We start from the raw sequence: 21,514 nt of genomic DNA on the forward strand, positions 1-21,514 counted from the left end.
ATATTATGTTAAATATGATACTAAAGATACGAAGTGTTTCATCAATCTTCCTCTCTTATTCCGCCTATTTCAGTCATTTGATTAAACATAATCTATTTACCATAAAATACTTAATAAACACATTTATTATCTATCGATATAAATGTGTCATTAAGATCAAAGCTTCGTATTTTCTATGTTTTACTGTTCTTTAGTTGTCTTGTACAACAAATTCTATATGCGTTGTTTCGTCATTCTCTTTGCTCCTAACTGTGATATTCCGCAGCAAACTGTTGTTGAGTTGCCAAGTATTTTTGGCCGCTTTTTGCGCTATTGCACCATCAATTTCCCAAGAGTCATTAGGCGTTACAATTTTAATTTCTTGCGGGCTAAATTGAGCGAAAAATTGGGCATCGTTAACATAAAATGCACACGGTTGTTGCAATTTACAACTCGTCTTTTTCTCCGCTTCATAATTAAAAGTTCGCCAAAAAAAAGCAACGATTAGCACCGTTAACATGATGATTATTTGAACAAAACGTCCTTTTGTCAGCTTTTGTGCAGCCATTATTGGGTCTTCTCCGTGTAACAAGCTTCAAAGTTTTTAAATAAATAAGCAAATCCAGACTGTGAGTAAGGTTACCCCTCTGTCATTAAAATGTTAATTGCAGTATAGTTTCCTCCTGAAAATGCCACTTTTTTTAAAAAGCGCAAAGATTATTTAACCACTTTAAGCAGTATGGTTTTTCTGAGTGGTTTGGGTGGCATTACGACATGAGTCGTGTTGGAAGTAAAGTGTAGTAATAATAGAATTGGAAGCATGCAAATATGAGCCAGGAAAAGCAGCTTGAACAAGCCTACAACTATACCGTCGTTCGTCAGTTTACCTTAGTGACCATTCTTTGGGGTATTGTCGGCATGGCAGTTGGGGTTTTGATTGCCGCTCAGTTAGTATGGCCACAGTTAAACTTTGATACACCGTGGCTGACGTATAGTCGATTACGTCCACTGCATACTAATGCGGTAATTTTTGCGTTTGGTACCAGCGCCCTTTTCGCAACGTCCTATTATGTTGTGCAGCGTACCTGTCAAACGCGTTTATTTGGAGGTCCTCTCGTTCCGTTCACCTTTTGGGGTTGGCAAGCTATTATTTTAGCCGCCGCGATCACTTTGCCTTTGGGTTATACCTCAGGTAAAGAGTACGCAGAACTTGAATGGCCTATTGATATTGCAATCGCTGTTGTATGGGTTTCATACGCGATTGTCTTTTTTGGTACGTTGATCAAACGTAATACCTCACATATTTATGTGGCAAACTGGTTTTTCGGTGCTTTCATTATCACCGTTGCCGTGCTGCACATTGTTAACAGTATGGCCATCCCAGTCTCGGCTGGTAAGTCATATTCGATTTACGCTGGAGCCGTCGATGCGATGATTCAGTGGTGGTATGGCCATAATGCGGTAGGTTTCCTCTTAACAGCAGGTTTCCTTGGCATGATGTACTACTTCGTACCAAAACAAGCTGAGCGCCCTGTTTACTCTTACCGTTTATCGATCGTACACTTTTGGGCACTAGTATCACTTTACATCTGGGCTGGTCCGCACCACCTTCACTATACCGCACTGCCTGACTGGACTCAGTCATTGGGTATGGTGATGTCATTGGTTCTGTTTGCTCCATCTTGGGGTGGCATGATCAACGGTATCATGACGCTATCTGGTGCATGGCATAAGCTTCGCTACGATCCAATTCTACGTTTCTTGATTGTCTCTCTCTCTTTCTATGGCATGTCGACTTTTGAAGGTCCGATGATGTCAATCAAGACGGTTAACGCATTATCGCACTATACCGACTGGACAATCGGCCACGTTCACTCAGGCGCTTTAGGTTGGGTTGCAATGGTATCAATCGGTTCGGTTTATCACTTGATCCCTCGCCTATTTAACCAAGAACGCATGTATTCAGTGAGCATGATTAATGCACACTTCTGGCTTGCAACCATTGGTACGGTACTTTATATCGTCGCCATGTGGATCTCTGGTGTGATGCAAGGTCTGATGTGGCGTGCAGTCAACTCTGACGGTACGTTGACCTACAGTTTTGTTGAGTCTGTTCAAGCGTCTTACCCGTTCTACGCGGTACGTTTCATTGGTGGTTTTATCTTCTTGGCGGGTATGTTCTTAATGGCATACAACACCTATAAGACTGTGACTGCACCAAACGATAGCCTCAAAGCTATCCCGCAACCGGCATAAGGAGATTTAGGAATGAGCAATAATTCTAACAATCGCCATGAAGTTGTTGAACGTAACGTCGGCTTGCTAGCGATTTTGATTGTTTTTGCTATCAGCTTAGGGGCTTTAGTAGAGATCACTCCGTTGATTTTCCAAAAGCAAACCACTGAACCAGTAGAAAATCTACGCGCCTATAGCGCGTTAGAAATGGAAGGACGTGATGTTTATATTCGTGAAGGTTGTAACGTATGTCACAGCCAAATGATTCGTCCTTTCCGTTCTGAAACCGAACGTTATGGTCACTACTCTGTTGCTGGTGAGAGCGTTTATGAGCATCCATTTTTGTGGGGTTCTAAGCGTACCGGCCCAGATCTTGCCCGCGTTGGTGGTCGTTATTCTGATGAATGGCACCGTGTTCACTTGATTGATCCGCGTGAATTGGTTCCTGAATCAAATATGCCAGGCTTCCCTTGGTTGGAAGAAAACGGTCTAGATGGCGAATTAACCAAGAAAAAACTTGAGTTATTCCGCAATCAGTTTGGCGTTCCTTACACCGATGAACAAATTGCTAACGCACCGAAAGATGTAGAAGGAAAAACAGAGATGGATGCCATCATTGCTTACCTTCAGTCTCTTGGTCATGCAATGAAGTAAGGAGCTGATCATGGAAATAGGTACTATTCACAGTATTTGGACCATCGTTCTTTTTGTGAGTTTTCTGGGTGTGGTTTGGTGGGCTTTCGGTAAAAAACGTAAAGCTCGCTTTGAGGAAGATGCCAACCTTGTATTCGCTGACGAAGAGCAAACGCCGACGAAAGGACAAGGAGAGACCAAATAATGGATACGTTTTGGAGTCTTTGGATAATCATAATCACAGTAGGCACTTTGCTTGGCTGTGCTGCACTACTCTATTGGTGTCTTAAAGACAAAATGGGGGTTGAAGAAGGTGCAGATATGGGCCATGAATACGATGGTATTCGTGAACTCAATAACCCGCTACCGAAATGGTGGACTTACCTTTTTGTAAGTACATTTGTTTTTGCCGCTATTTACTTAGCACTCTACCCAGGCTTAGGTAGCTATAAAGGTCTGTTAGGTTGGACTAGTTCAAACCAACTTGTTCAAAGTGTTGAACAATCAAAGCAATTGATTAAAGAAGCACAAGAAAACAAGCAGCTCGATCAGTATGCGAAAGAGCTTGGTGATGCTGACGAGTACTTTGGTGAAGCGTTTCGTGGCTTAGCTTATGTAGAAGGAACTGATGAACTCAAATCGATTCCTGATATCGCTGCCGATCCTGAAGCGGTTAAAGTTGGACAACGTTTGTTCTTACAAAACTGTTCTCAATGTCATGGTTCGGATGCTCGTGGCCAAAAAGGCTTTCCAAATCTGACTGACGGTGCTTGGCTATATGGTGGTGAACCGCATGCAATTGTGAACACCATTATGAATGGTCGTGTCGGTATGATGGCAGCTTGGAAAGATGTACTCGGTGATGACGGTGTTAAAGAAGTTGTCAGCTATACGTTGAGTCTATCTGGACGTTCGGTCAATGCGAAAGAAGCGGCAGCCGGTAAAGCACGTTTCGTCGTTTGTGCTGCGTGTCACGGTACCGATGGTAAGGGAAACCCTACTCTTGGCGCTCCTGACCTAACCGATCAATACTGGTTGTTTGGTGGTACTCGTGATGATGTCACGCAAACCGTTATGTATGGCCGCTCAGGTGTAATGCCTGCTTGGAAAGACATCCTTGGTGAAGATAAAGTTCAACTAGTCTCTGCCTATGTTTGGAGTCTATCTAACGGCGACAATAAGTAACATTTCAATAACAGCCCCTAGTCTTAGGGGCTGACTTTTCTTAAAGTAAAGACATTCCAATTTTTTGTGAGAACTTTTTTATGGTAAAGCCTTGGTATAAGCAGTTTTGGCCGTGGTTTCTAATCCTTCTTCCTCTAACCGTCATTATCTGGTCAGTGATTAGAATTGTCATATTGTCCAACCATTCAGTCTCTTTGGTTACTGAGGATTACTATAAAAAAGGCAAAGGTATCAATATCGACCTCTCCAAGATTAAAGTAGCAAAAAAATTAGCGATCAATGCCTCGGCTTTATCCGATGGTAATGCGATTGTGTTAACGCTGGACAAGGGGACGCTTAAGCATTTTCCGGCTCTACATGCCACCTTTGCTCACCGCACTTTACCTGATCGCGACTTTAACCAAATGCTAACGGCGAATGCGAGTGGTGAATACCACATCCTGTTGGAAGAGCCGCTACAAGGCCCTTGGTTTATCGAGCTTACTCCGCACGATAAACAATGGCTGGTTCAAGGACGAGTTACCTTCCCTTCAGCTACTCCAACACAACTAATGAACTGATAAAATCTATGTGCCAATCGTGTTACCACTGCGGTGAAGAAGTACCAGTCAACACGGACTACAAAGTAGAGATTCTCGGACAAATACGTGATATGTGTTGTCCGGGCTGTGAGACTGTCGCCCAAACCATTATGGATAGTGGTTTGGTCTCTTATTATCAATATCGAACTGCCCCTGCAGAAAAAGCCAACATGGTCCCAGAGCAATTACAGGCACTGGTGCATTATGATAACCAAGAAGTGCAAAACGAATTTGTTCGCAATAGCGATAAACACTCTGAAGTGACATTGTCACTCGATGGTATTTCTTGCGCGGCTTGTGCATGGTTGATTGAAAAGCAGCTTTCGCATACCGAAGGCGTTGTTCAAATACGCGTTAACACAACCACGAATCGAGCTATCCTCGCTTGGGATAACTCAAAAGCAAAACTCAGTGAATTGCTGGCAGTGATTCATCAACTAGGCTACAAAGCAGCGCCGTTTGAGGCGGATCAACAAGAAGCTGCTTATCACCGCATGATGAAGCAATACCTCTATCGATTGGGTATCGCAGGGCTTGCGACGATGCAAGTGATGATGCTTGCGGTTGCCCTTTATCTCGAAGTTTTTGGCGATTTAGACCCCGAATTTCGCAATTATTTTCGTTGGGTAAGCTTGATCTTTGCCACTCCGGTCATGCTCTACTCTGCGTTGCCTTTCTATCTTAATGCATGGCGCAGTATTAGAAGCAAAACGCTCGGAATGGATGTCCCTGTCTCTATTGCGATGATTTTTGCCTATGTAGCCAGCCTCGTCGCTACCGTAACCGAACAAGGTGAAGTGTTCTTCGAATCAATTTCAATGTTCGCGTTTTTCTTGCTCGTTGGTCGTTTCTTAGAGATGCGTGCGCGCAGAAAAGCGGCAGCTGCAAGCGGAAACCTATTGAAACTTATCCCAGCGATGGCGACGACCCTTGAGGGTGAACAAACACCGGTAAAATCGTTACAAGTAGGCGACAAAATTCGCGTCTTGCCCGGAGAGCATATCCCAGCGGATGGTATTATCACGCAAGGCCGTGTGCATATTGACGAATCGATGTTAACGGGAGAGTCCATCCCGGTGGTAAAAATCATCGGTGACCATGTTTATGCTGGCACGCTTAATGGCGAAGAAGCATTCGTCCTTGAAGTGCGCTCGAGCAAAGCCGATTCAATGATTTCAAACATTGTACGCCTGCAAGATGAAGCTCAGCTATCTAAACCTAAGATCGCTGAAATTGCCGATGTGGTGGCGCGTTACTTTGTCGCTGTTTTGCTTGTTATTGCTGCCGCGACTTGGTTCTACTGGCAACAAAACCAACCTGATGATGCGTTTTGGATCATGCTTGCTGTGCTTGTGGCAACCTGCCCTTGTGCTCTTTCCCTCGCGACACCTACCGCACTCACGTGTGCGACATCACGAATGGGTAACCTTGGGATCTTACTGCGTAAAGGTCATGTCTTTGAGACCTTATGTAAGGTCAATCACCTTATCATTGATAAAACGGGCACATTGACCCATGGCGACATTGAAATCAATGATGTGCGTTTGTTTGGCCAGCAATCAAAAAGTACCACTCTCTCTTTAGCCGCAGCACTTGAAGCACACGCCAATCATCCTCTTGCTCGCGCGTTTCGTCCTTATCTTGATGCAAATGTCATAATAGACGAGATAGAAAATGTGATTGGTTCCGGTATCCAAGGTTGTTATCAGGGTAAACCGATCAAAATTGGCAGTGCTGAATTTGTCTTGTCATCTCAAGATAAAGTCGAGCCGAATGCTATATACCTCTCGATTGCCAACGAACATGTTGCCACTTTCTATTATCAAGACCCAATTCGCCAAGAAGCCGTTGCCTTTGTTAAGCAATTTAGAAATGCCGGCATCAAAGTGACGCTGCTCACGGGCGATTCAAACGCCAATGCTGAGCTTGTTGCACAACAAATCGGTATTGATGATGTGGTCTCGGAAGCAAAGCCTCAGGATAAACTTGATTACTTACACAGTTGTCGCGATGACGATATCACCATGATGGTCGGTGATGGTATTAACGATGCCCCGACTCTAGCGGGCGCTCATCTTTCTGTTGCGATGGGAGGCGGTACCGATGTTGCCAAAGCGTCTGCCGATATGGTGCTACTGGGTGACAAGCTCGACCGAATTTTGCAAGCGCGTGAGTTAGCTCTTAAAACCCGACGAATTATCGCAGAAAACCTCGCTTGGTCATTAGGATATAATTTATTAATCTTACCTCTCGCTGTTGCGGGGTTAGTTGCCCCCTATTTTGCCGTAGTCGGCATGTCGGCGAGTTCCATCATCGTTGTTTCTAATTCACTGCGATTACTAAAAGAGTCCCATAAGGAACAAGGTTAAGAACTATGGAAAGCCTCTATATATTAATTCCGATTGCGATCGTCTTGGTTTGTGTCGCGGTGGGTATATTTCTTTGGGCGGTTAAAAGTGAACAGTTCGAGGATTTAGAGCGTCAAGGACACAATATCCTTTTTGATGAAGATGAAAAGGATCAGCCTAAAAAATGAGTGCAGATTTCGTCGCCGCCTTTATGATTGGTCTAATTGGTTCAGGTCACTGCATGGGCATGTGTGGTGGCGTGGCATCCCTGCTTTCAATGGGAAATGGGCAACCATCTAAGATCATTCCGCTGTTTTATAATTTGGGCCGAATATTCAGTTATGCATTATTCGGTGGTTTAATCGGTGGCGCGGTTTCCACCATTGCAGAAGTGGCCAGCCTTAACCATAGCTTTGCGTGGTTACGTCTTCTAGCGGCACTGTTTATGGTTTTGCTCGCTTGCTATATTGGTCGTTGGTGGCAAGGTCTACTCATCGTTGAGAATCTGGGGAAGAAGTTGTGGCAATACATCTCACCGATGAGTAAAAAACTGTTACCCATTAGCAATCCGTACCAAGCTGGCGCCTTTGGCTTTTTATGGGGATGGCTACCCTGTGGCTTAGTTTATTCCACTCTAACTTGGGCGGTGGTTTCTGGAAGTAGCCTTAATGGCGCGTTGATTATGACGGCGTTTGGCTTGGGAACTTTACCTGCGATGCTGATGGTTGGTTATGGGTCAACGTATTTACACAAACTGCAACAATCTACGGTTTTTCGAAACATCGCCGCGATCACAATATTGGGTTATGGGCTATATACTGCATATGGTGCGATGCGTTTACTGGCTTAGAGTTGATAGATTACTGTTTTTAAGCATCTTTTTTCACTACCTTTTATCCTTTAGCGGTGATAAAATATTGATGTATATCAAATAGTGAAAGGTTGTTATGATTTCTGAAAAGCCTGCAAAACGCATTCAATCCGGTGGTTGTGCTATCCACTGTCAAGATTGCAGCATTAGTCAGCTATGCATTCCGTTTACGCTAAATGAGAGCGAGTTAGACCAACTTGATCAGATCATTGAGCGTAAAAAGCCAATTCAAAAAGGCCAAGAACTATTTAAAGCTGGCGACGAATTGAAGTCGCTGTATGCGATTCGTTCAGGAACCATTAAGAGCTACACCATTACAGAGCAAGGTGACGAGCAAATTACCGCCTTCCATTTGGCTGGTGATCTCGTTGGGTTTGATGCCATTACCGATGATAGCCACCCAAGCTTCGCACAAGCGCTTGAAACATCAATGGTTTGTGAGATCCCTTACGAAATTCTTGATGACTTGTCCGGTAAGATGCCAAAACTACGTCAACAAATCATGCGATTGATGAGTAGTGAAATAAAAGGCGATCAAGAAATGATCCTGTTACTTTCGAAGAAAAACGCGGAAGAACGATTGGCAGCATTTTTGTATAACCTTTCAACGCGCTTTTCACAGCGTGGCTTTAGTCCAAGAGAATTTCGCCTTACCATGACTCGTGGTGACATCGGTAACTATTTGGGTCTGACGGTAGAGACGATCAGTCGCCTACTTGGCCGCTTCCAAAAGTCAGAAATCTTGAGCGTTAAAGGCAAATACATCACTATTCTTGATCACGACGCCCTAATGCAACTGGCTGGAGTTTCGACAGAATCGTAATAACTTCAATGATGTAGCTCTAAACTGAGCTACATCATAAAATCCCAATCTCGACAAAACTTTTCCTAATAATTCCCTCTCAACTGCGCTAAAGTAATCTTGTCGGCCCAAGTGACTTAGGTATAAGTCTCCTCAGCTTTAAGGAGTTTGCTATGAGTATCTATAATAACATCCTAGTCGTTGCCAATATTAATAGCGATGATCAACCAGCGCTCGCGCGAGCAATGCAATTAGCAGCCAAAAGCCGCTCTCGCAGCCGTATTACGTTTTTCTTGTCAATCTACGACTTCTCTTACGACATGACTTCCATGCTCTCTATGGATGAGCGTGATGCTATGCGTCGTGGCGTAATCCATCAACGTGAACAGTGGATGCGTAGTGTTGCTGAACCATATATCAATGAAGATATTGATTTTGACGTGCGTGTGGTATGGCACAACCGCCCTTACGAAGCGATTATCGCGGAAGTTTATGCAGGCAGCCATGACATTGTGATCAAAGGTACGCGTAAACATGACGTGCTCGAGTCCGTAATCTTTACCCCAACTGATTGGCACTTATTGCGTAAATGCCCTGCTCCAGTTTTGCTGGTTAAAAATGCCGATTGGCCAGCGGATGCAAGTATTATTGCCTCTGTTCATGTTGGTTCAGAAAACGACACCCATTTAGGTCTCAATGATCTTATGGTTGAACAATTGACCTGTTTGACCGAGCGATTAGGCGCTAAACCTTATTTGATTAATGCCTACCCAGTCACGCCTGCCAATATTACCATTGAGCTACCAGAGTTTGACCCAACGACGTATACCGACGCTGTGCGCGGACATCACTTAACTGCGATGAAAGCATTGCGTCAAAAACATGGTTACGACGATGAACAAACGATAGTAGAGCAAGGCTTGCCTGAAGATATCATTCCGCAAGCTGCCAAAGAGCTTAATGCCGCAATGGTCATCATTGGCACAACTGGCCGTACCGGCCTTTCAGCGGTGTTCATTGGTAATACGGCTGAACATGTTATTGATAAAATTAATTGTGATGTTCTTGCGCTCAAACCTGAAGGTTACATCAGCCCTCTCGACCCTACGACCGCAATCTAAACACACCCATCCCCTCCAACGTGAGGGGATTTTTCTATCTTCACCAACAATAGCACTAGCATCTCAATTATTTATCCGTATCATACGCCCTTCATACCGATTTGAGCCTCATAGAGGCACAATGCAGGTATCGTTTTGTATTCAGATTACCGGATAAGACTGCGAACTAATGACCGAGCAAAATCAAGAGCGCACCAAGGCTCAACAATATAACTTCAACAAACTACAAAAGCGTATTCGCCGTAACACTGGCCAAGCGATCCAAGACTTCAACATGATTGAAGATGGCGACCGCATTATGGTTTGTCTATCAGGCGGTAAAGATAGCTTTACGATGTTGGAAATACTGATGAGCCTACAAAAAAGTGCTCCGATCTCGTTTTCGCTGGTAGCGGTTAACCTTGACCAAAAACAACCAGGTTTCCCAAGCCACATTTTACCTGAATACCTTGAATCACTAGGTGTTGAGTACAAAATTGTTGAAGAAGACACATACTCAATTGTTCAAGACAAGATCCCAGAAGGCAAGACCACTTGTTCTCTGTGTTCTCGTCTACGTCGTGGTATTTTGTATCGCACGGCGAAAGAGCTAGGTGCAACTAAGATTGCACTAGGTCATCACCGCGATGATATTCTGGAAACCTTGTTCTTAAACATGTTCCATGGCGGCAAATTAAAAGGCATGCCACCTAAGCTGGTATCAGATAACGGCGAGCACGTGGTTATTCGTCCATTGGCGTACTGTCGTGAAAAAGACATCATTAAGTATTCTGAGATGCGTGATTACCCAATCATTCCATGTAACTTGTGTGGTTCTCAGCCAAATCTACAGCGTCAAAACATTAAGCTCATGCTTAATGACTGGGATAAGCGTTTCCCAGGTCGCATCGAATCGATGTTCCGTGCGATGCAAAATGTGGTACCAAGCCATCTTGCTGACTACAATCTATTTGATTTTAAAGCTATTGACCGTGATTCAGGCGTTATTAACGGCGGGGATATTGGCTTTGATAAAGAAGAGATGCCAGTACAAAACTTTGCTGACGAAGATAGCGTGCAGGAATTTGATCCTAGCTTGAAGTTAGATGTAACCAATATCTAAACTTTAAAAACTACGGGTTTAAAATTACAAAGGGTCGCTGATTGCGACCCTTTTTACATTGTGACTATTGGTTTTGAATATCTTACTAGCCATGTAGGCCGCTGACGATAGAGTGATATTAGCTCTCTAGTTTGCTTTGGTGAGATAAGGTAAAACGCGTAAAGTTTCTTGCGGTAAGGTAAAGGAACCTCCTTCACCAATCTCATTCAATGTAATTTGAATTTTCCCATCGACCACTGGCTTTTGTTTGCCGTTGGAGAATTGAACTGTTGAATTCAAGTTGTTGGCGAATTCTAATGTGACTCCTTCGACCTCTGGGGTAAACCAGCTCGCAAACATTCCGCCTAACTGTTCTAGGATGGATTGCATTTGTGGTAATAGTGCTTCAATTTGGCTGTATGCAACCTCACCAGAAAACGCCTGCTTGGTCATGACGACCATTGAAAAGTCACACTGTCTATCCTGAGGAGTGTCAACATAAACTAGTGGGTTAGCCTGACGTAAGTGACTATCGAGTGGTACCAATACTTCTTGAGCAGGTGAAATGATAAGATCTTCGTAATGTTCTTCTTTTTCCATCCAGGCTTTTTCGATTTTACATAGCTGCTTAGAAGCGGCATCGAGAAAAAAGAAGCCGACTTTGACATCCTCATGGCCTTCTTTGTCGTTTTGCTTCATGTGTGTATAAAGCTTTGAATAGGTAAATCGGTATTCTTGAGCTTGGCTTGGTAAAGATACAGCGCTAAACAGCGCTGCAGAAATCAGTGTGAGCGTTACTTTCTTCATTATTGTGTGAGATCGTTATAGTCTGTCCAGAACTCATCATTGTGACGGATCATCGTCTGTAAGTCCTTGACGTATGCCTCACCTCGCTCAGAGTATTTCAATAAACCGTTAGTCAAAGCAATCGCGGCCTGGGTATCAATCAAGCTCTGTTCGCCCTGTTGACGGTCAAAACGGATCTCACGCAGATCGTAATAGGCTCTATTGCGGTTAACGTTCATAAAATAGCGGTGAATCGATTCTTGTACCGAATCAAAACTAGCAACTTCATGTGACGCATCATCGTTACGTTGTAACGGAATGAGACCACAACCTTTGCTGTAACACCACTGGCCAAAATAATTATTTGCATTGGTTGCAAAACGCGAAGTGCCCCACGCTGATTCATTTGCCGCTTGAGTCATAACCAAAGATTCAGGTAACACATTAACACGGTGCAACATCTTATCGAGCCAAGCTACTGTAATGCCTTCCGTCGTTACCTCTACATCGTATAGCTTACCTAAACGCTTAGCGTAATTGTTGTCTTCGCTCGTTAACGAACCTTGCGCAAAGCGTTGCGCGATTCTCGTTAAACGGGCTCGCTCTTTTTGCACACGTTGGTTTTCAAGTTCAACGCCCGGTCTCAAGTAATCAAAAAAGGCTTGTTTCTTCTCGACAACATTGTCAAATGATGCAAAATTTGGTGCTGAGCCTACTGCTTGACCAACAAAAAGGATTTGGTTGGTCGTCCCTTGCTCAACGTCCACTGTCGGATATTCAAATCGAAACCAACCAAAGACTCCAAGACCAAAAGCCGCGGAAATTACGGCTATTTCTAACTTATGCATTAAACACCTGTGGATTGTTGTCATCATCATCTTTCGGGCGTTCAGTTGCAACAATCCTTAGCTTAATACCAAACATATTACGGTAGAGAATACCTTTCACATGGAAGAAAAATGGCAGAACGAAGATCAGCCCTAGCCCATAAAACATCGCACCTGCAATAAACATCAGCATCAACATAATGTAGATGCCAGCAAGAACGAAAATCTTCTTATTTACTGCGCGTAGTGATAGCAGCAATGATTGCATTGGTGGGATTTTCTTTTCACAAATCAGTAAAATAGAGTTACTAAACGCTAATGATAAGTAAAATGAAACAAACGGCAAAATCATGCTGGCAACGCCTTGCAGCATCAAGCTAAACAGCGTCGCTAAAATAACGGGAATAGTAAACTGTAACCCTTTCCCAATGTGACGAGGCTTGGTATTCAAGCCAGCAGAGTGGCTCATTGCCATTAAGCAAATGCCCGCGTAAATCGGCGCACTAATCACTTCATAACTAAAGTTTGCGATAAAAAGCGCTTGTACAATGTCGGGGCTAAACGCCGCTGGGTCAGCCATCGCTTTAAACAGCAATGATGGGTCACCTAGTTGCAGTTTCAGTGCGATGTAGAAAATCGCTAACTGTACAAACATTAAAATGATGATGGCTGGAGAGAACGATAAGAAGTTCTTAATCGTACACTCCCAAGCTTCACGAAATACTTCTCCGGCTTTCAAGTCGTACTGGCCGGTGATTGCGCGTTCTACGCTCCCGCCCAAGTTAAAGTCTTTCTCAATATCATTGTTCATTGTTTAATCCGGTGTTTTCTTCGTTATATCGGCTGACGATTGCTGAGCAAAATACCGCGGATACTGTTCTTGTAGCAAATATAACGCTGTAACCAAAAATTGCGGTGGTGGACATTATACGCAAAGCGGCCCAACACTCACATCGAATCTGCTTTCTACTCTTGCTTTATTGCCTATTTGGCTGATAATTAACCCGCAAAGCCAAAAAAAGCGCATCATTCGCTGGCGATCACGCCGCAAACTGCCGAATGCTTTAAATAAGCAAATCGTATAAAAACAGTATGGTAAATAATGTTTACTTTTACCTGTAAAATTTTTTAGGCCGTTAGGTAAGAAAATGCTTTGAATTCACACTTTTGGTGATTATGATGCGCGGCTCTATTTGTGTAACTACAGGCCATTGACGGAAATGAGTTTAAAATGGCCGATGTGGGAGAAAAACAGACGTTGAACAAACAAACAGCAGAGCAACCGGTTATCCGTTTAACTGGTATTAGTAAGAGTTTCGATGACAAGGAGATCATCGGTAATCTTAACCTTGATGTTAACCACGGTGAATTTTTAACAATTCTTGGTCCATCAGGTTGTGGTAAAACCACCGTTCTTAGGATGATCGCAGGTTTTGAAACCGCGGATAATGGTAGCATTATCTTAGATGGCCAGAACGTTACTGAAGTTCCTGCTGAGCAGAGACATGTCAACACTGTGTTCCAGAGTTACGCGCTATTCCCTCATATGACCGTATATGAGAATGTTGCGTTTGGCTTGCGCATGCAGAAAGTTCCTAATGCTGAGATTGAACCTCGCGTTATGGAAGCATTGCGTATGGTTCGCCTAGAAAAAATGGCGCAACGTAAGCCGCACCAACTCTCTGGTGGTCAACAACAACGTATTGCGATTGCGCGCGCTGTTGTGAACAAACCTAAAGTACTGCTTCTTGATGAATCGCTATCAGCACTGGATTACAAACTACGTAAACAGATGCAAATCGAACTTAAGCAGCTACAGCGTCAACTTGGTATTACCTTTATCTTCGTTACTCACGACCAAGAAGAAGCGTTGTCGATGTCTGACCGTATCATTGTGATGCGTGATGGCGTGATCGAACAAGACGGTTCTCCACGTGAAATTTATGAAGAGCCGAAGAACCTATTCGTTGCTCGCTTCATCGGTGAAATCAACGTATTCAACACTACGATGCTAGAACGCATCGACGACAAGCGTATTCGTGCGCAAATCGAAGGTGTTGAGTCTGTGGTTTACTACGAGAAAGAAGCAAACGCCGGTGACAAACTGCAAGTGCTACTCCGCCCAGAAGATCTTCGTATTGAAGAGATCAAAGAGTCTGAGCAAGAAGGCATTGTTGGTTATGTAACTGAACGTACCTACAAAGGTATGACGCTTGATTCTGTGATTGAACTTGAATCTGGCATGCGTGTAATGGTTAGTGAATTCTTCAACGAAGATGATCCAGATGTGGATCACTCACTAGGCCAAAAGGTGGCAATTACCTGGGTTGAAAGCTGGGAGGTGGTACTAAATGATGAGCAAGAAATTTAATCTTCAGAATGCGATCATCACACTGATTGTTACGTGGTTAGCACTGTTTGTACTAATCCCGAACTTAATGATCATTGGTACCAGTTTCCTAACCCGTGATGAAGCAAACCTAATCGACATGACGTTTACATTGGACAACTATATTCGTTTAGTTGACCCTCTGTATGCCAAAGTGCTGATGCACTCTTTTTACATGGCGATTGTTGCAACCCTATTGTGTTTAGTGATTGGTTACCCATTCGCTTATATCGTCGCGAAGATGCCACACAAATGGCGTCCGTTTATGCTGTTTCTGGTTATTGTACCGTTTTGGACTAACTCGCTGATCCGTACTTACGGCCTTAAAATCGTGTTAGGCACACAAGGTATCTTGAATAAGTCTCTGATGGCGATGGAAATCATCGATAAGCCATTACGACTTATGTATACAGAAACGGCTGTAATGATTGGCTTGGTGTACATCTTATTGCCATTTATGATTTTACCGCTTTACAGTGCGATCGAAAAACTCGACAACACTTACCTTGAAGCGGCAAAAGATTTAGGTGCTAACAAATTCCAAACTATCACTCGCGTGATTCTGCCACTTACGATGCCTGGCATCATCGGTGGTTGTTTATTGGTACTGCTCCCTGCCCTTGGTATGTTCTACATCTCAGATCTTCTGGGCGGTGCGAAGAACCTTCTAATTGGTAACGTGATTAAGAGCCAAGTACTGAACGCGCGTGATTGGCCATTTGGCGCAGCAACCAGTATTGCGTTGACGGTTGCGATGGCGATTATGCTTTATGCCTACTATAGAGCGGGTAAATTGTTGAATAAGAAAGTGGAGCTAGACTAATGGGACGTACAGTTAGATTTAGCTTTATGGCGCTGGTATATGCATTTCTATACTTGCCAATCATCGTTTTAATCGTTAACTCATTCAATGCTAACCGTTTTGGCATGAAATGGGGTGGGTTTACCACTAAGTGGTACGAAACGTTAGTTAACAACGACAGTTTAATGCAGGCCGCTTGGCACTCTTTAAACGTGGCGGTGTTTTCTGCAACAGCTGCTACAATTATTGGTAGCTTAACGGCGGTTGCTCTATTCCGTTACTCTTTCAAGGGTAAAGGCCTAGTAAACGGCATGCTGTTCGTTGTGATGATGTCTCCTGATATCGTTATGGCGATCTCGCTGCTGGCGTTGTTCCTCGTTATGGGCGCGCAACTTGGATTCTTAACCCTGCTTGTGGCACACATTACCTTCTGTTTGCCATTCGTTGTGGTTACGGTTTACAGCCGTCTTAACGGTTTCGATGTGAAAATGTTGGAAGCGGCAAAAGACTTGGGCGCAAGTGAATGGGTCATTCTAAAGCAGATCATCCTACCCCTTGCTAAGCCAGCTGTAGCTGCTGGTTGGTTGCTCAGTTTTACCTTGTCTCTTGATGACGTAATCATCAGTTCATTTGTAACTGGTCCAACATATGAAATTTTGCCATTGAAGATCTACTCAATGGTCAAAGTGGGCATCTCTCCAGAGGTGAATGCCCTAGCAACAGTCATGCTGATTGTCTCTTTAGCTCTTGTAGTAACGTCGCAGTTGCTTGCACGAGAAAAAGTAAAGTAGAATCGCAGGCTTTTCACGAAACAGAATGGCAAAGCCATTCTGTTTTTATATAGACGCTCGATATAACGAGCAACGTTTGGTTTGGAGACTAACGTCGATGAAAAAATGGGCTACTCTATTAGCTGGTAGTGCATGTGCGCTTTCACTGTTCTCTGGTTCAGTTGCAGCGGACGAAAACAAAGAATTGGTATTTATGAACTGGGGTCCTTACATTAATAGTAATATCCTAGAACAATTTACCGAAGAAACTGGCATCAAAGTTATCTACTCGACTTATGAGTCGAATGAAACTTTGTACGCGAAGCTAAAGACCCATAACCAAGGTTATGATCTTGTCGTTCCTTCTACGTATTTCGTTGCGAAAATGCGTGATGAAGGCATGCTACAAAAGATCGACAAGTCAAAGCTGACTAACTTGAAAAATCTAGATGCTAACTACCTAGATAAACCATTTGATCCAAACAACGACTACTCTATTCCACACGTTGTTGCGATCACAGGTCTTGCAGTTAATACCGATATGTACGATCCAAACGACTTCCAAAGCTGGGCTGATCTATGGAACCCTGAGCTTGAAGGTCAAGTAATGCTAATGGACGATACTCGTGAAGTATTCCACATTGCACTGCGCAAATTGGGCTACTCTGGTAACTCAACTGATCCAAAACAAATCGACGAAGCATACGCAGAACTTCAAAAGCTAATGCCAAACGTTCTACTGTTCAACTCTGACAACCCAGGCGCTCCTTACATGTCTGGTGAAGTTGGTGTTGGTATGCTTTGGAACGGCTCTGCTGCTGCGGCGCAAAAAGAAGGTCTACCACTTAAACTTGTCTTCCCTAAAGAAGGCGGTATCGGTTGGGTAGATAACTTTGCAATCTCTTCTGGTGCGAAAAACGTAGAAGCAGCTCATAAGATGATCGACTTCCTACTTCGTCCAGAAATCGCTGAGCAGATTTCTAGCGACACGGGTTACCTAACAGCTGTTAAAGCGTCTAACGACAAGTTCCAAGACGTTGCACCGCTGTTCCCATCTCAAGAAGATCTTGACCGCGTAGAATGGCAAGACTCTGTAGGTGATTTGACTGTGAAGTACGAAGATTACTTCCTTAAGCTTAAAGCTGGTCAATAATCCAGATTGAAACAATAAAATAGGCAGCATTCGCTGCCTATTTTTATTTTGTGCTGATATAATCACGCCTGCTAATTTTCTCATTTAGCAATAAACAACTTTTTATACTCAATACTACTCAGAGGATGTTATCAGGATTGATAATGTGCTGATTTAGTAGGATAAAACGGAAATATAATGAAAAGTAAAATCTATGCAGGCGCATTATGCGCAGCTAGCCTATTCGCCACTTCAGCGATGGCTGCTGATCAAGAACTTTACTTCTACAACTGGTCTGAATACATTCCAAACGAAGTTCTTGAAGACTTTACAAAAGAAACTGGTATCAAGGTAATCTACTCTACGTACGAATCTAACGAAAGTATGTACGCGAAGTTGAAAACTCAAGGTGCTGGCTATGACTTGGTAGTACCGTCTACTTATTTTGTATCAAAGATGCGCAAAGAAGGCATGTTACAAAAAATTGACCAGTCAAAGCTGTCACACTTCGCAGATCTAGATACAAACTTCTTAAACAAACCTTTTGACCCAAACAATAGCTACTCTATCCCTTACATCTGGGGGGCGACCGGTATTGGTATCAACTCAGACATGCTAGACAAATCATCTGTATCAAAATGGGGTGATTTCTGGGACAGCAAATGGGAAGGTCAATTAATGCTGATGGACGATTCACGTGAAGTGTTCCATATTGCATTAACTAAACTAGGTTACTCACCAAACACGACGAACCCTGACGAGATCAAAGCCGCTTACGAAGAGCTTAAAAAGCTAATGCCTAACGTATTAGTATTTAACTCAGACTTCCCTGCTAACCCATACCTTGCCGGTGAAGTTTCACTAGGCATGCTTTGGAATGGCTCTGCTTACATGGCTCGTCAAGAAGGTGGCAAGATCGACATCATTTGGCCAGAAAAAGGCGCTATCTTCTGGATGGACAGCCTAGCAATCCCAGCAGGTGCAAAAAACGCGGGCGCTGCACACAAGATGATCGATTTCCTACTACGTCCTGAGAATGCAGCTAAAATCGCACTAGAGATTGGTTACCCTACTCCAGTGAAAACAGCTCACCAGCTACTTCCAGAAGATTTTGCAAACGATCCAAGCATCTTCCCTCCACAAGAAGTAATGGATACCGGCGTATGGCAAGATGAAGTCGGTGAAGCAAGTGTGCTTTACGACGAATACTTCCAAAAACTAAAGGTTGATAACTAACCTTGTTTATTGGATAAAACAGAAAAGCGGCTTGAAGCCGCTTTTTTTATTTGAATGCAAATCATCGATCTTAAGACATCGCTACACGATGCGAACAATACCTTATATCACGCTCTTAATATCTGAGACTGCAAGTAGCTCTTCAACTAAGCGCGGCACTTCCACACTCGCTTTACCATAACGCTTTTCTTCAAACTCACTTTCAACTGCACTGGGTTCTAAATTGATTTCTATTGTGTGTGCGCCATGCATACGTGCATCGTGAACAAAACCCGCAGCGGGATAGACAACACCGGATGTGCCAATTGAAATGAACAGATCAGCCTTTTCTATCGCCGCGTAAATGTCACCCATTCTTAACGGCATTTCACCAAACCAAACAATGTGAGGTCGCATCTGTGCTGGGATCTGGCAACAATGACACAGTTCGCCAGTTTCAATGTTGCCCGTATGCTCAATCACTTGATTCGATTCACTGCAGCGTGCCTTCAATAACTCGCCATGCATATGGATAATATTTTGGCTACCACCACGCTCATGCAAGTTATCAATATTTTGCGTAATCACCGTTACAGAGCCATCTAACTGTTGTTCTAACTGGCCTAAAGCGATATGAGCGGCGTTGGGTGTCACGCCCTCACCTTGCAGCTTTTTGCGGCGTTGATTATAGAAGTCCTGGACTAAATCAGGATCACGCTCAAACCCTTCCGGAGTCGCCACGTCTTCTATACGATGATTTTCCCATAGGCCATCTTGGGCACGAAACGTTTGAATTCCAGACTCGGCTGAGATACCTGCACCAGTTAGTACTACAATATTTCTATAAGGGAAATTCATAACCATTCCTTGTCATTCTTTTTCTTAAGCTTAACACTGAAAGAATAACTACAGTAGTAATATGGATTAGACCATGGTCGTATGAATTCGGGTTTGATTTGATTTTTGAGAGGATAAACAATGATAAAAGCATCTCTAGTGCTACTAATGCTGATTAGCTTAGCGGGCTGTCAACTGACCAAAGTTGAAGGTGAAATTGATGATGTTGAAGTAAAAGTAAGTACAAAAGACAGTGATAAGCGCCATGACGGCGACTACAAATTCTGCCCACCTGGACAAGCTAAAAAAGGCAATTGCTAAGAGTGGCATAATCTGACGTACTGCCACTCTTTTTAGACATATAACTAAGAGGTCAAAATTCGTTTAGTCTTCATTGGTAGACGAAATCTTATGAATCGATAGGTCGGCCCCATTAAACTCTTCTTCTTCCGACAATCGCAAACCAGTTACGGCGTTGATCGCACCATAAACTGCAAGTGCACCTAGTACAGCAACGCTGATGCCTAACGCCGTTCCTAACAGTTGTACTGTCAAGCTAACACCACCTAACCCTCCGAATGCCGTTTGGCCAAAGATGCCCGCAGCAATTCCACCCCACGCACCGCACACACCATGTAGGGGCCAAACACCAAGTACATCATCGATCTTGGTTTTATTCTGCAGGTAGGTAAATAGATAAACAAACAACACGCCAGCAACCATCCCCGTAGCCAAAGCACCAATAGGATGCATTAGATCTGAACCAGCGCAGACTGCCACCAAGCCGGCTAGTGGGCCATTATGAATAAAGCCAGGGTCATTTTTACCCGCGATTAATGACGCAACGATACCGCCAACCATCGCCATTAATGAGTTCATCGCCACAAGTCCACTAATGCCTTCCAGCGTTTGCGCTGACATAACATTAAAGCCAAACCAGCCCACCGAAAGAATCCATGCACCTAGCGCCAGAAATGGGATATTTGAAGGTACGAAGTTGGTGTGCTTACCAGCGCGAATCCGGCCTTTACGCATGCCTAAGAAAATGACTGCAACGAGAGCAATCCAACCACCGACCCCATGCACCACGACCGAGCCGGCGAAATCATGAAATGCAGCACCAAACTCAGCTTCAAACCAAGCCTGCACGCCAAAGTTACCATTCCAAATCATGCCTTCAAAGAATGGGTAAACCAATCCAACGGTAAAAAATGTCGCAATTAACACCGGATAAAAGCGCGCACGTTCAGCAATACCACCTGAAACGATCGCAGGAATAGCCGCGGCAAAGGTAAGTAAAAAGAAAAACTTAACCAACTCGTAACCGTTACCTTGAGATAACGTTTCTGCATCAGCAAAAAAAGTGCCTCCATAGGCGACCCAATAACCGATAAAGAAATAAGCGAGTGCGGAAATGCCGAAATCGGCGATAATTTTAACCAAGGCGTTAACCTGATTTTTTTGGCGCACCGTTCCCACTTCAAGAAACGCAAAGCCTGCATGCATCAAAAAAACCATAATCGCGCCAAGTAATAAAAATAGCGTATCAGAACTTTGAGTCAGTGTTTGTACAGCGCCATTTACTTGGCTGGCAGTTACACTCATTATTTTTCTCCATCATTTAATCACGCACTAATCCTGTGCAAACTAAACCTGTTTCACCAAACTGGTAACAATAGGTAGTTAGTGACAAACAGAGCAAATTGTATTCCAATTGTTAACAAGGATACCCTTAACTTAAATAATCCATTTATATCAAGGCATTAGCCTAGTTGGCGTAACAATACTGAACCTTTTAGAATACTATGCATGCACTGTTATGGTGAGATGACACTAAGATGGTGCACGTAGTTTGTGCATTGATGGAGTTTTTTAGCATGGTTAAGATCATGAGAAGCATGTGAAACGTACTTATACCAA

23 protein-coding genes are annotated in these 21,514 nt (G+C 43.6%); 17 read left to right on the forward strand and 6 right to left on the reverse strand.

The features are described from left to right. Window positions 1-190: 190 nt before the first annotated feature. Complete coding sequence (locus RH88_RS16140) at window positions 191-547, reverse strand: hypothetical protein (RefSeq protein WP_005597945.1); 357 nt, start codon at window positions 545-547, stop codon at window positions 191-193. 260 nt (window positions 548-807) lie between these two features. Here RH88_RS16140 and ccoN point away from each other — a divergent pair, with 260 nt between their 5' ends. The 11 genes from ccoN to ttcA all read left to right on the forward strand — a co-directional run bounded on the left by ccoN (window position 808) and on the right by ttcA (window position 10,857). Further along, window positions 808-2,235, forward strand: coding sequence for a cytochrome-c oxidase, cbb3-type subunit I (ccoN, locus tag RH88_RS16145; protein ID WP_005597947.1), 1,428 nt, complete (start codon window positions 808-810; stop codon window positions 2,233-2,235). A gap of 12 nt (window positions 2,236-2,247) precedes the next feature. Further along, window positions 2,248-2,868 carry a cytochrome-c oxidase, cbb3-type subunit II gene (gene ccoO / locus RH88_RS16150; protein ID WP_005597949.1) on the forward strand — a complete coding sequence of 207 codons (621 nt, stop codon included), beginning with the start codon at window positions 2,248-2,250 and terminating at the stop codon, window positions 2,866-2,868. Window positions 2,869-2,878: 10 nt separating this feature from the next. Then, a complete protein-coding gene (locus tag RH88_RS16155; protein ID WP_005597951.1) occupies window positions 2,879-3,052 on the forward strand; it encodes a cbb3-type cytochrome oxidase subunit 3 in 174 nt (57 codons plus the stop codon). Next, the gene (gene ccoP / locus RH88_RS16160; RefSeq protein ID WP_005597953.1) at window positions 3,052-4,032 is read left to right on the forward strand and encodes a cytochrome-c oxidase, cbb3-type subunit III; all 981 of its coding nucleotides are present in this window, start codon (window positions 3,052-3,054) and stop codon (window positions 4,030-4,032) included. Before RH88_RS16155 ends, ccoP begins: the two co-directional genes overlap by 1 nt. A gap of 80 nt (window positions 4,033-4,112) precedes the next feature. Beyond that, window positions 4,113-4,592 carry a FixH family protein gene (locus RH88_RS16165; protein WP_005597955.1) on the forward strand — a complete coding sequence of 160 codons (480 nt, stop codon included), beginning with the start codon at window positions 4,113-4,115 and terminating at the stop codon, window positions 4,590-4,592. Window positions 4,593-4,600: 8 nt separating this feature from the next. Continuing rightward, window positions 4,601-6,982, forward strand: a complete 2,382-nt coding sequence (locus RH88_RS16170; protein WP_005597957.1) for a heavy metal translocating P-type ATPase — start codon at window positions 4,601-4,603, stop codon at window positions 6,980-6,982. Between the two features lie 5 nt (window positions 6,983-6,987). Next, entirely contained in the window at window positions 6,988-7,149 is a 162-nt protein-coding gene (gene ccoS, locus RH88_RS16175; RefSeq protein ID WP_005597959.1) for a cbb3-type cytochrome oxidase assembly protein CcoS, read from the forward strand. Further along, window positions 7,146-7,811 carry a sulfite exporter TauE/SafE family protein gene (locus RH88_RS16180; RefSeq protein ID WP_005597961.1) on the forward strand — a complete coding sequence of 222 codons (666 nt, stop codon included), beginning with the start codon at window positions 7,146-7,148 and terminating at the stop codon, window positions 7,809-7,811. Before ccoS ends, RH88_RS16180 begins: the two co-directional genes overlap by 4 nt. Before the next feature lie 97 nt (window positions 7,812-7,908). Beyond that, window positions 7,909-8,655, forward strand: a complete 747-nt coding sequence (locus RH88_RS16185) for an FNR family transcription factor (RefSeq protein WP_005597962.1) — start codon at window positions 7,909-7,911, stop codon at window positions 8,653-8,655. 152 nt (window positions 8,656-8,807) lie between these two features. Continuing rightward, window positions 8,808-9,755 carry a universal stress protein UspE gene (gene uspE / locus RH88_RS16190; protein ID WP_005597964.1) on the forward strand — a complete coding sequence of 316 codons (948 nt, stop codon included), beginning with the start codon at window positions 8,808-8,810 and terminating at the stop codon, window positions 9,753-9,755. Between the two features lie 169 nt (window positions 9,756-9,924). After that, window positions 9,925-10,857: a tRNA 2-thiocytidine(32) synthetase TtcA gene (gene ttcA / locus RH88_RS16195; RefSeq protein ID WP_005597965.1), complete on the forward strand. Its 933-nt coding sequence runs from the start codon at window positions 9,925-9,927 to the stop codon at window positions 10,855-10,857. Between the two features lie 126 nt (window positions 10,858-10,983). Here the strand turns inward: ttcA and RH88_RS16200 are convergent, their stop codons facing one another. From RH88_RS16200 to RH88_RS16210, 3 genes are read right to left on the reverse strand one after another with little or no spacing between them, the layout of a single operon-like run. Further along, window positions 10,984-11,643, reverse strand: coding sequence for a DUF2987 domain-containing protein (locus RH88_RS16200; RefSeq protein ID WP_005597967.1), 660 nt, complete (start codon window positions 11,641-11,643; stop codon window positions 10,984-10,986). Further along, a complete protein-coding gene (locus RH88_RS16205) occupies window positions 11,643-12,470 on the reverse strand; it encodes a glucosaminidase domain-containing protein (protein WP_005597969.1) in 828 nt (275 codons plus the stop codon). The genes RH88_RS16200 and RH88_RS16205 overlap by 1 nt, the downstream gene beginning before the upstream one ends. Continuing rightward, entirely contained in the window at window positions 12,463-13,260 is a 798-nt protein-coding gene (locus tag RH88_RS16210) for a DUF2189 domain-containing protein (RefSeq protein WP_005597971.1), read from the reverse strand. Before RH88_RS16210 ends, RH88_RS16205 begins: the two co-directional genes overlap by 8 nt. Before the next feature lie 429 nt (window positions 13,261-13,689). Here RH88_RS16210 and potA point away from each other — a divergent pair, with 429 nt between their 5' ends. From potA to RH88_RS16235, 5 genes are all read left to right on the forward strand, one after another. Further along, window positions 13,690-14,820: a spermidine/putrescine ABC transporter ATP-binding protein PotA gene (gene potA / locus RH88_RS16215; protein WP_005597973.1), complete on the forward strand. Its 1,131-nt coding sequence runs from the start codon at window positions 13,690-13,692 to the stop codon at window positions 14,818-14,820. Further along, the gene (gene potB / locus RH88_RS16220) at window positions 14,804-15,661 is read left to right on the forward strand and encodes a spermidine/putrescine ABC transporter permease PotB (protein WP_174269661.1); all 858 of its coding nucleotides are present in this window, start codon (window positions 14,804-14,806) and stop codon (window positions 15,659-15,661) included. Before potA ends, potB begins: the two co-directional genes overlap by 17 nt. Next, on the forward strand, window positions 15,661-16,431 hold the full coding sequence (gene potC / locus RH88_RS16225; protein ID WP_005597977.1) for a spermidine/putrescine ABC transporter permease PotC: 771 nt from the start codon (window positions 15,661-15,663) through the stop codon (window positions 16,429-16,431). Before potB ends, potC begins: the two co-directional genes overlap by 1 nt. Window positions 16,432-16,528: 97 nt before the next feature. Continuing rightward, a complete protein-coding gene (locus RH88_RS16230; RefSeq protein WP_005597979.1) occupies window positions 16,529-17,563 on the forward strand; it encodes an extracellular solute-binding protein in 1,035 nt (344 codons plus the stop codon). A 177-nt stretch (window positions 17,564-17,740) separates the two neighbouring features. Then, window positions 17,741-18,778 carry an extracellular solute-binding protein gene (locus RH88_RS16235; protein WP_005597982.1) on the forward strand — a complete coding sequence of 346 codons (1,038 nt, stop codon included), beginning with the start codon at window positions 17,741-17,743 and terminating at the stop codon, window positions 18,776-18,778. 102 nt (window positions 18,779-18,880) lie between these two features. On the opposite strand, the gene cobB is transcribed toward RH88_RS16235, so the two are convergent. Continuing rightward, window positions 18,881-19,615 (reverse strand): Sir2 family NAD+-dependent deacetylase, encoded by a 735-nt coding sequence (gene cobB / locus RH88_RS16240; RefSeq protein ID WP_005597984.1) that lies wholly within the window; start codon window positions 19,613-19,615, stop codon window positions 18,881-18,883. A gap of 120 nt (window positions 19,616-19,735) precedes the next feature. On the opposite strand from cobB, the gene RH88_RS16245 reads away from it, so the two are divergent. Next, on the forward strand, window positions 19,736-19,915 hold the full coding sequence (locus RH88_RS16245) for a hypothetical protein (RefSeq protein WP_005597986.1): 180 nt from the start codon (window positions 19,736-19,738) through the stop codon (window positions 19,913-19,915). A gap of 63 nt (window positions 19,916-19,978) precedes the next feature. On the opposite strand, the gene RH88_RS16250 is transcribed toward RH88_RS16245, so the two are convergent. Beyond that, window positions 19,979-21,199, reverse strand: coding sequence for an ammonium transporter (locus RH88_RS16250; protein ID WP_005597988.1), 1,221 nt, complete (start codon window positions 21,197-21,199; stop codon window positions 19,979-19,981). Window positions 21,200-21,514 lie beyond the last annotated feature (315 nt).

The organism is Vibrio scophthalmi LMG 19158, from assembly GCF_000222585.1.
Classification (GTDB): domain Bacteria; phylum Pseudomonadota; class Gammaproteobacteria; order Enterobacterales; family Vibrionaceae; genus Vibrio; species Vibrio scophthalmi.

Coding starts and splice junctions, on each gene's coding strand:
- RH88_RS16140 (WP_005597945.1), bottom strand. CDS start 547: ATGGCTGCACAAAAGCTGACAAAAGGACGTTTTGTTCAAATAATCATC.
- ccoN (WP_005597947.1), top strand. CDS start 808: ATGAGCCAGGAAAAGCAGCTTGAACAAGCCTACAACTATACCGTCGTT.
- ccoO (WP_005597949.1), top strand. CDS start 2,248: ATGAGCAATAATTCTAACAATCGCCATGAAGTTGTTGAACGTAACGTC.
- RH88_RS16155 (WP_005597951.1), top strand. CDS start 2,879: ATGGAAATAGGTACTATTCACAGTATTTGGACCATCGTTCTTTTTGTG.
- ccoP (WP_005597953.1), top strand. CDS start 3,052: ATGGATACGTTTTGGAGTCTTTGGATAATCATAATCACAGTAGGCACT.
- RH88_RS16165 (WP_005597955.1), top strand. CDS start 4,113: ATGGTAAAGCCTTGGTATAAGCAGTTTTGGCCGTGGTTTCTAATCCTT.
- RH88_RS16170 (WP_005597957.1), top strand. CDS start 4,601: ATGTGCCAATCGTGTTACCACTGCGGTGAAGAAGTACCAGTCAACACG.
- ccoS (WP_005597959.1), top strand. CDS start 6,988: ATGGAAAGCCTCTATATATTAATTCCGATTGCGATCGTCTTGGTTTGT.
- RH88_RS16180 (WP_005597961.1), top strand. CDS start 7,146: ATGAGTGCAGATTTCGTCGCCGCCTTTATGATTGGTCTAATTGGTTCA.
- RH88_RS16185 (WP_005597962.1), top strand. CDS start 7,909: ATGATTTCTGAAAAGCCTGCAAAACGCATTCAATCCGGTGGTTGTGCT.
- uspE (WP_005597964.1), top strand. CDS start 8,808: ATGAGTATCTATAATAACATCCTAGTCGTTGCCAATATTAATAGCGAT.
- ttcA (WP_005597965.1), top strand. CDS start 9,925: ATGACCGAGCAAAATCAAGAGCGCACCAAGGCTCAACAATATAACTTC.
- RH88_RS16200 (WP_005597967.1), bottom strand. CDS start 11,643: ATGAAGAAAGTAACGCTCACACTGATTTCTGCAGCGCTGTTTAGCGCT.
- RH88_RS16205 (WP_005597969.1), bottom strand. CDS start 12,470: ATGCATAAGTTAGAAATAGCCGTAATTTCCGCGGCTTTTGGTCTTGGA.
- RH88_RS16210 (WP_005597971.1), bottom strand. CDS start 13,260: ATGAACAATGATATTGAGAAAGACTTTAACTTGGGCGGGAGCGTAGAA.
- potB (WP_174269661.1), top strand. CDS start 14,804: ATGAGCAAGAAATTTAATCTTCAGAATGCGATCATCACACTGATTGTT.
- potC (WP_005597977.1), top strand. CDS start 15,661: ATGGGACGTACAGTTAGATTTAGCTTTATGGCGCTGGTATATGCATTT.
- RH88_RS16230 (WP_005597979.1), top strand. CDS start 16,529: ATGAAAAAATGGGCTACTCTATTAGCTGGTAGTGCATGTGCGCTTTCA.
- RH88_RS16235 (WP_005597982.1), top strand. CDS start 17,741: ATGAAAAGTAAAATCTATGCAGGCGCATTATGCGCAGCTAGCCTATTC.
- cobB (WP_005597984.1), bottom strand. CDS start 19,615: ATGAATTTCCCTTATAGAAATATTGTAGTACTAACTGGTGCAGGTATC.
- RH88_RS16245 (WP_005597986.1), top strand. CDS start 19,736: ATGATAAAAGCATCTCTAGTGCTACTAATGCTGATTAGCTTAGCGGGC.
- RH88_RS16250 (WP_005597988.1), bottom strand. CDS start 21,199: ATGAGTGTAACTGCCAGCCAAGTAAATGGCGCTGTACAAACACTGACT.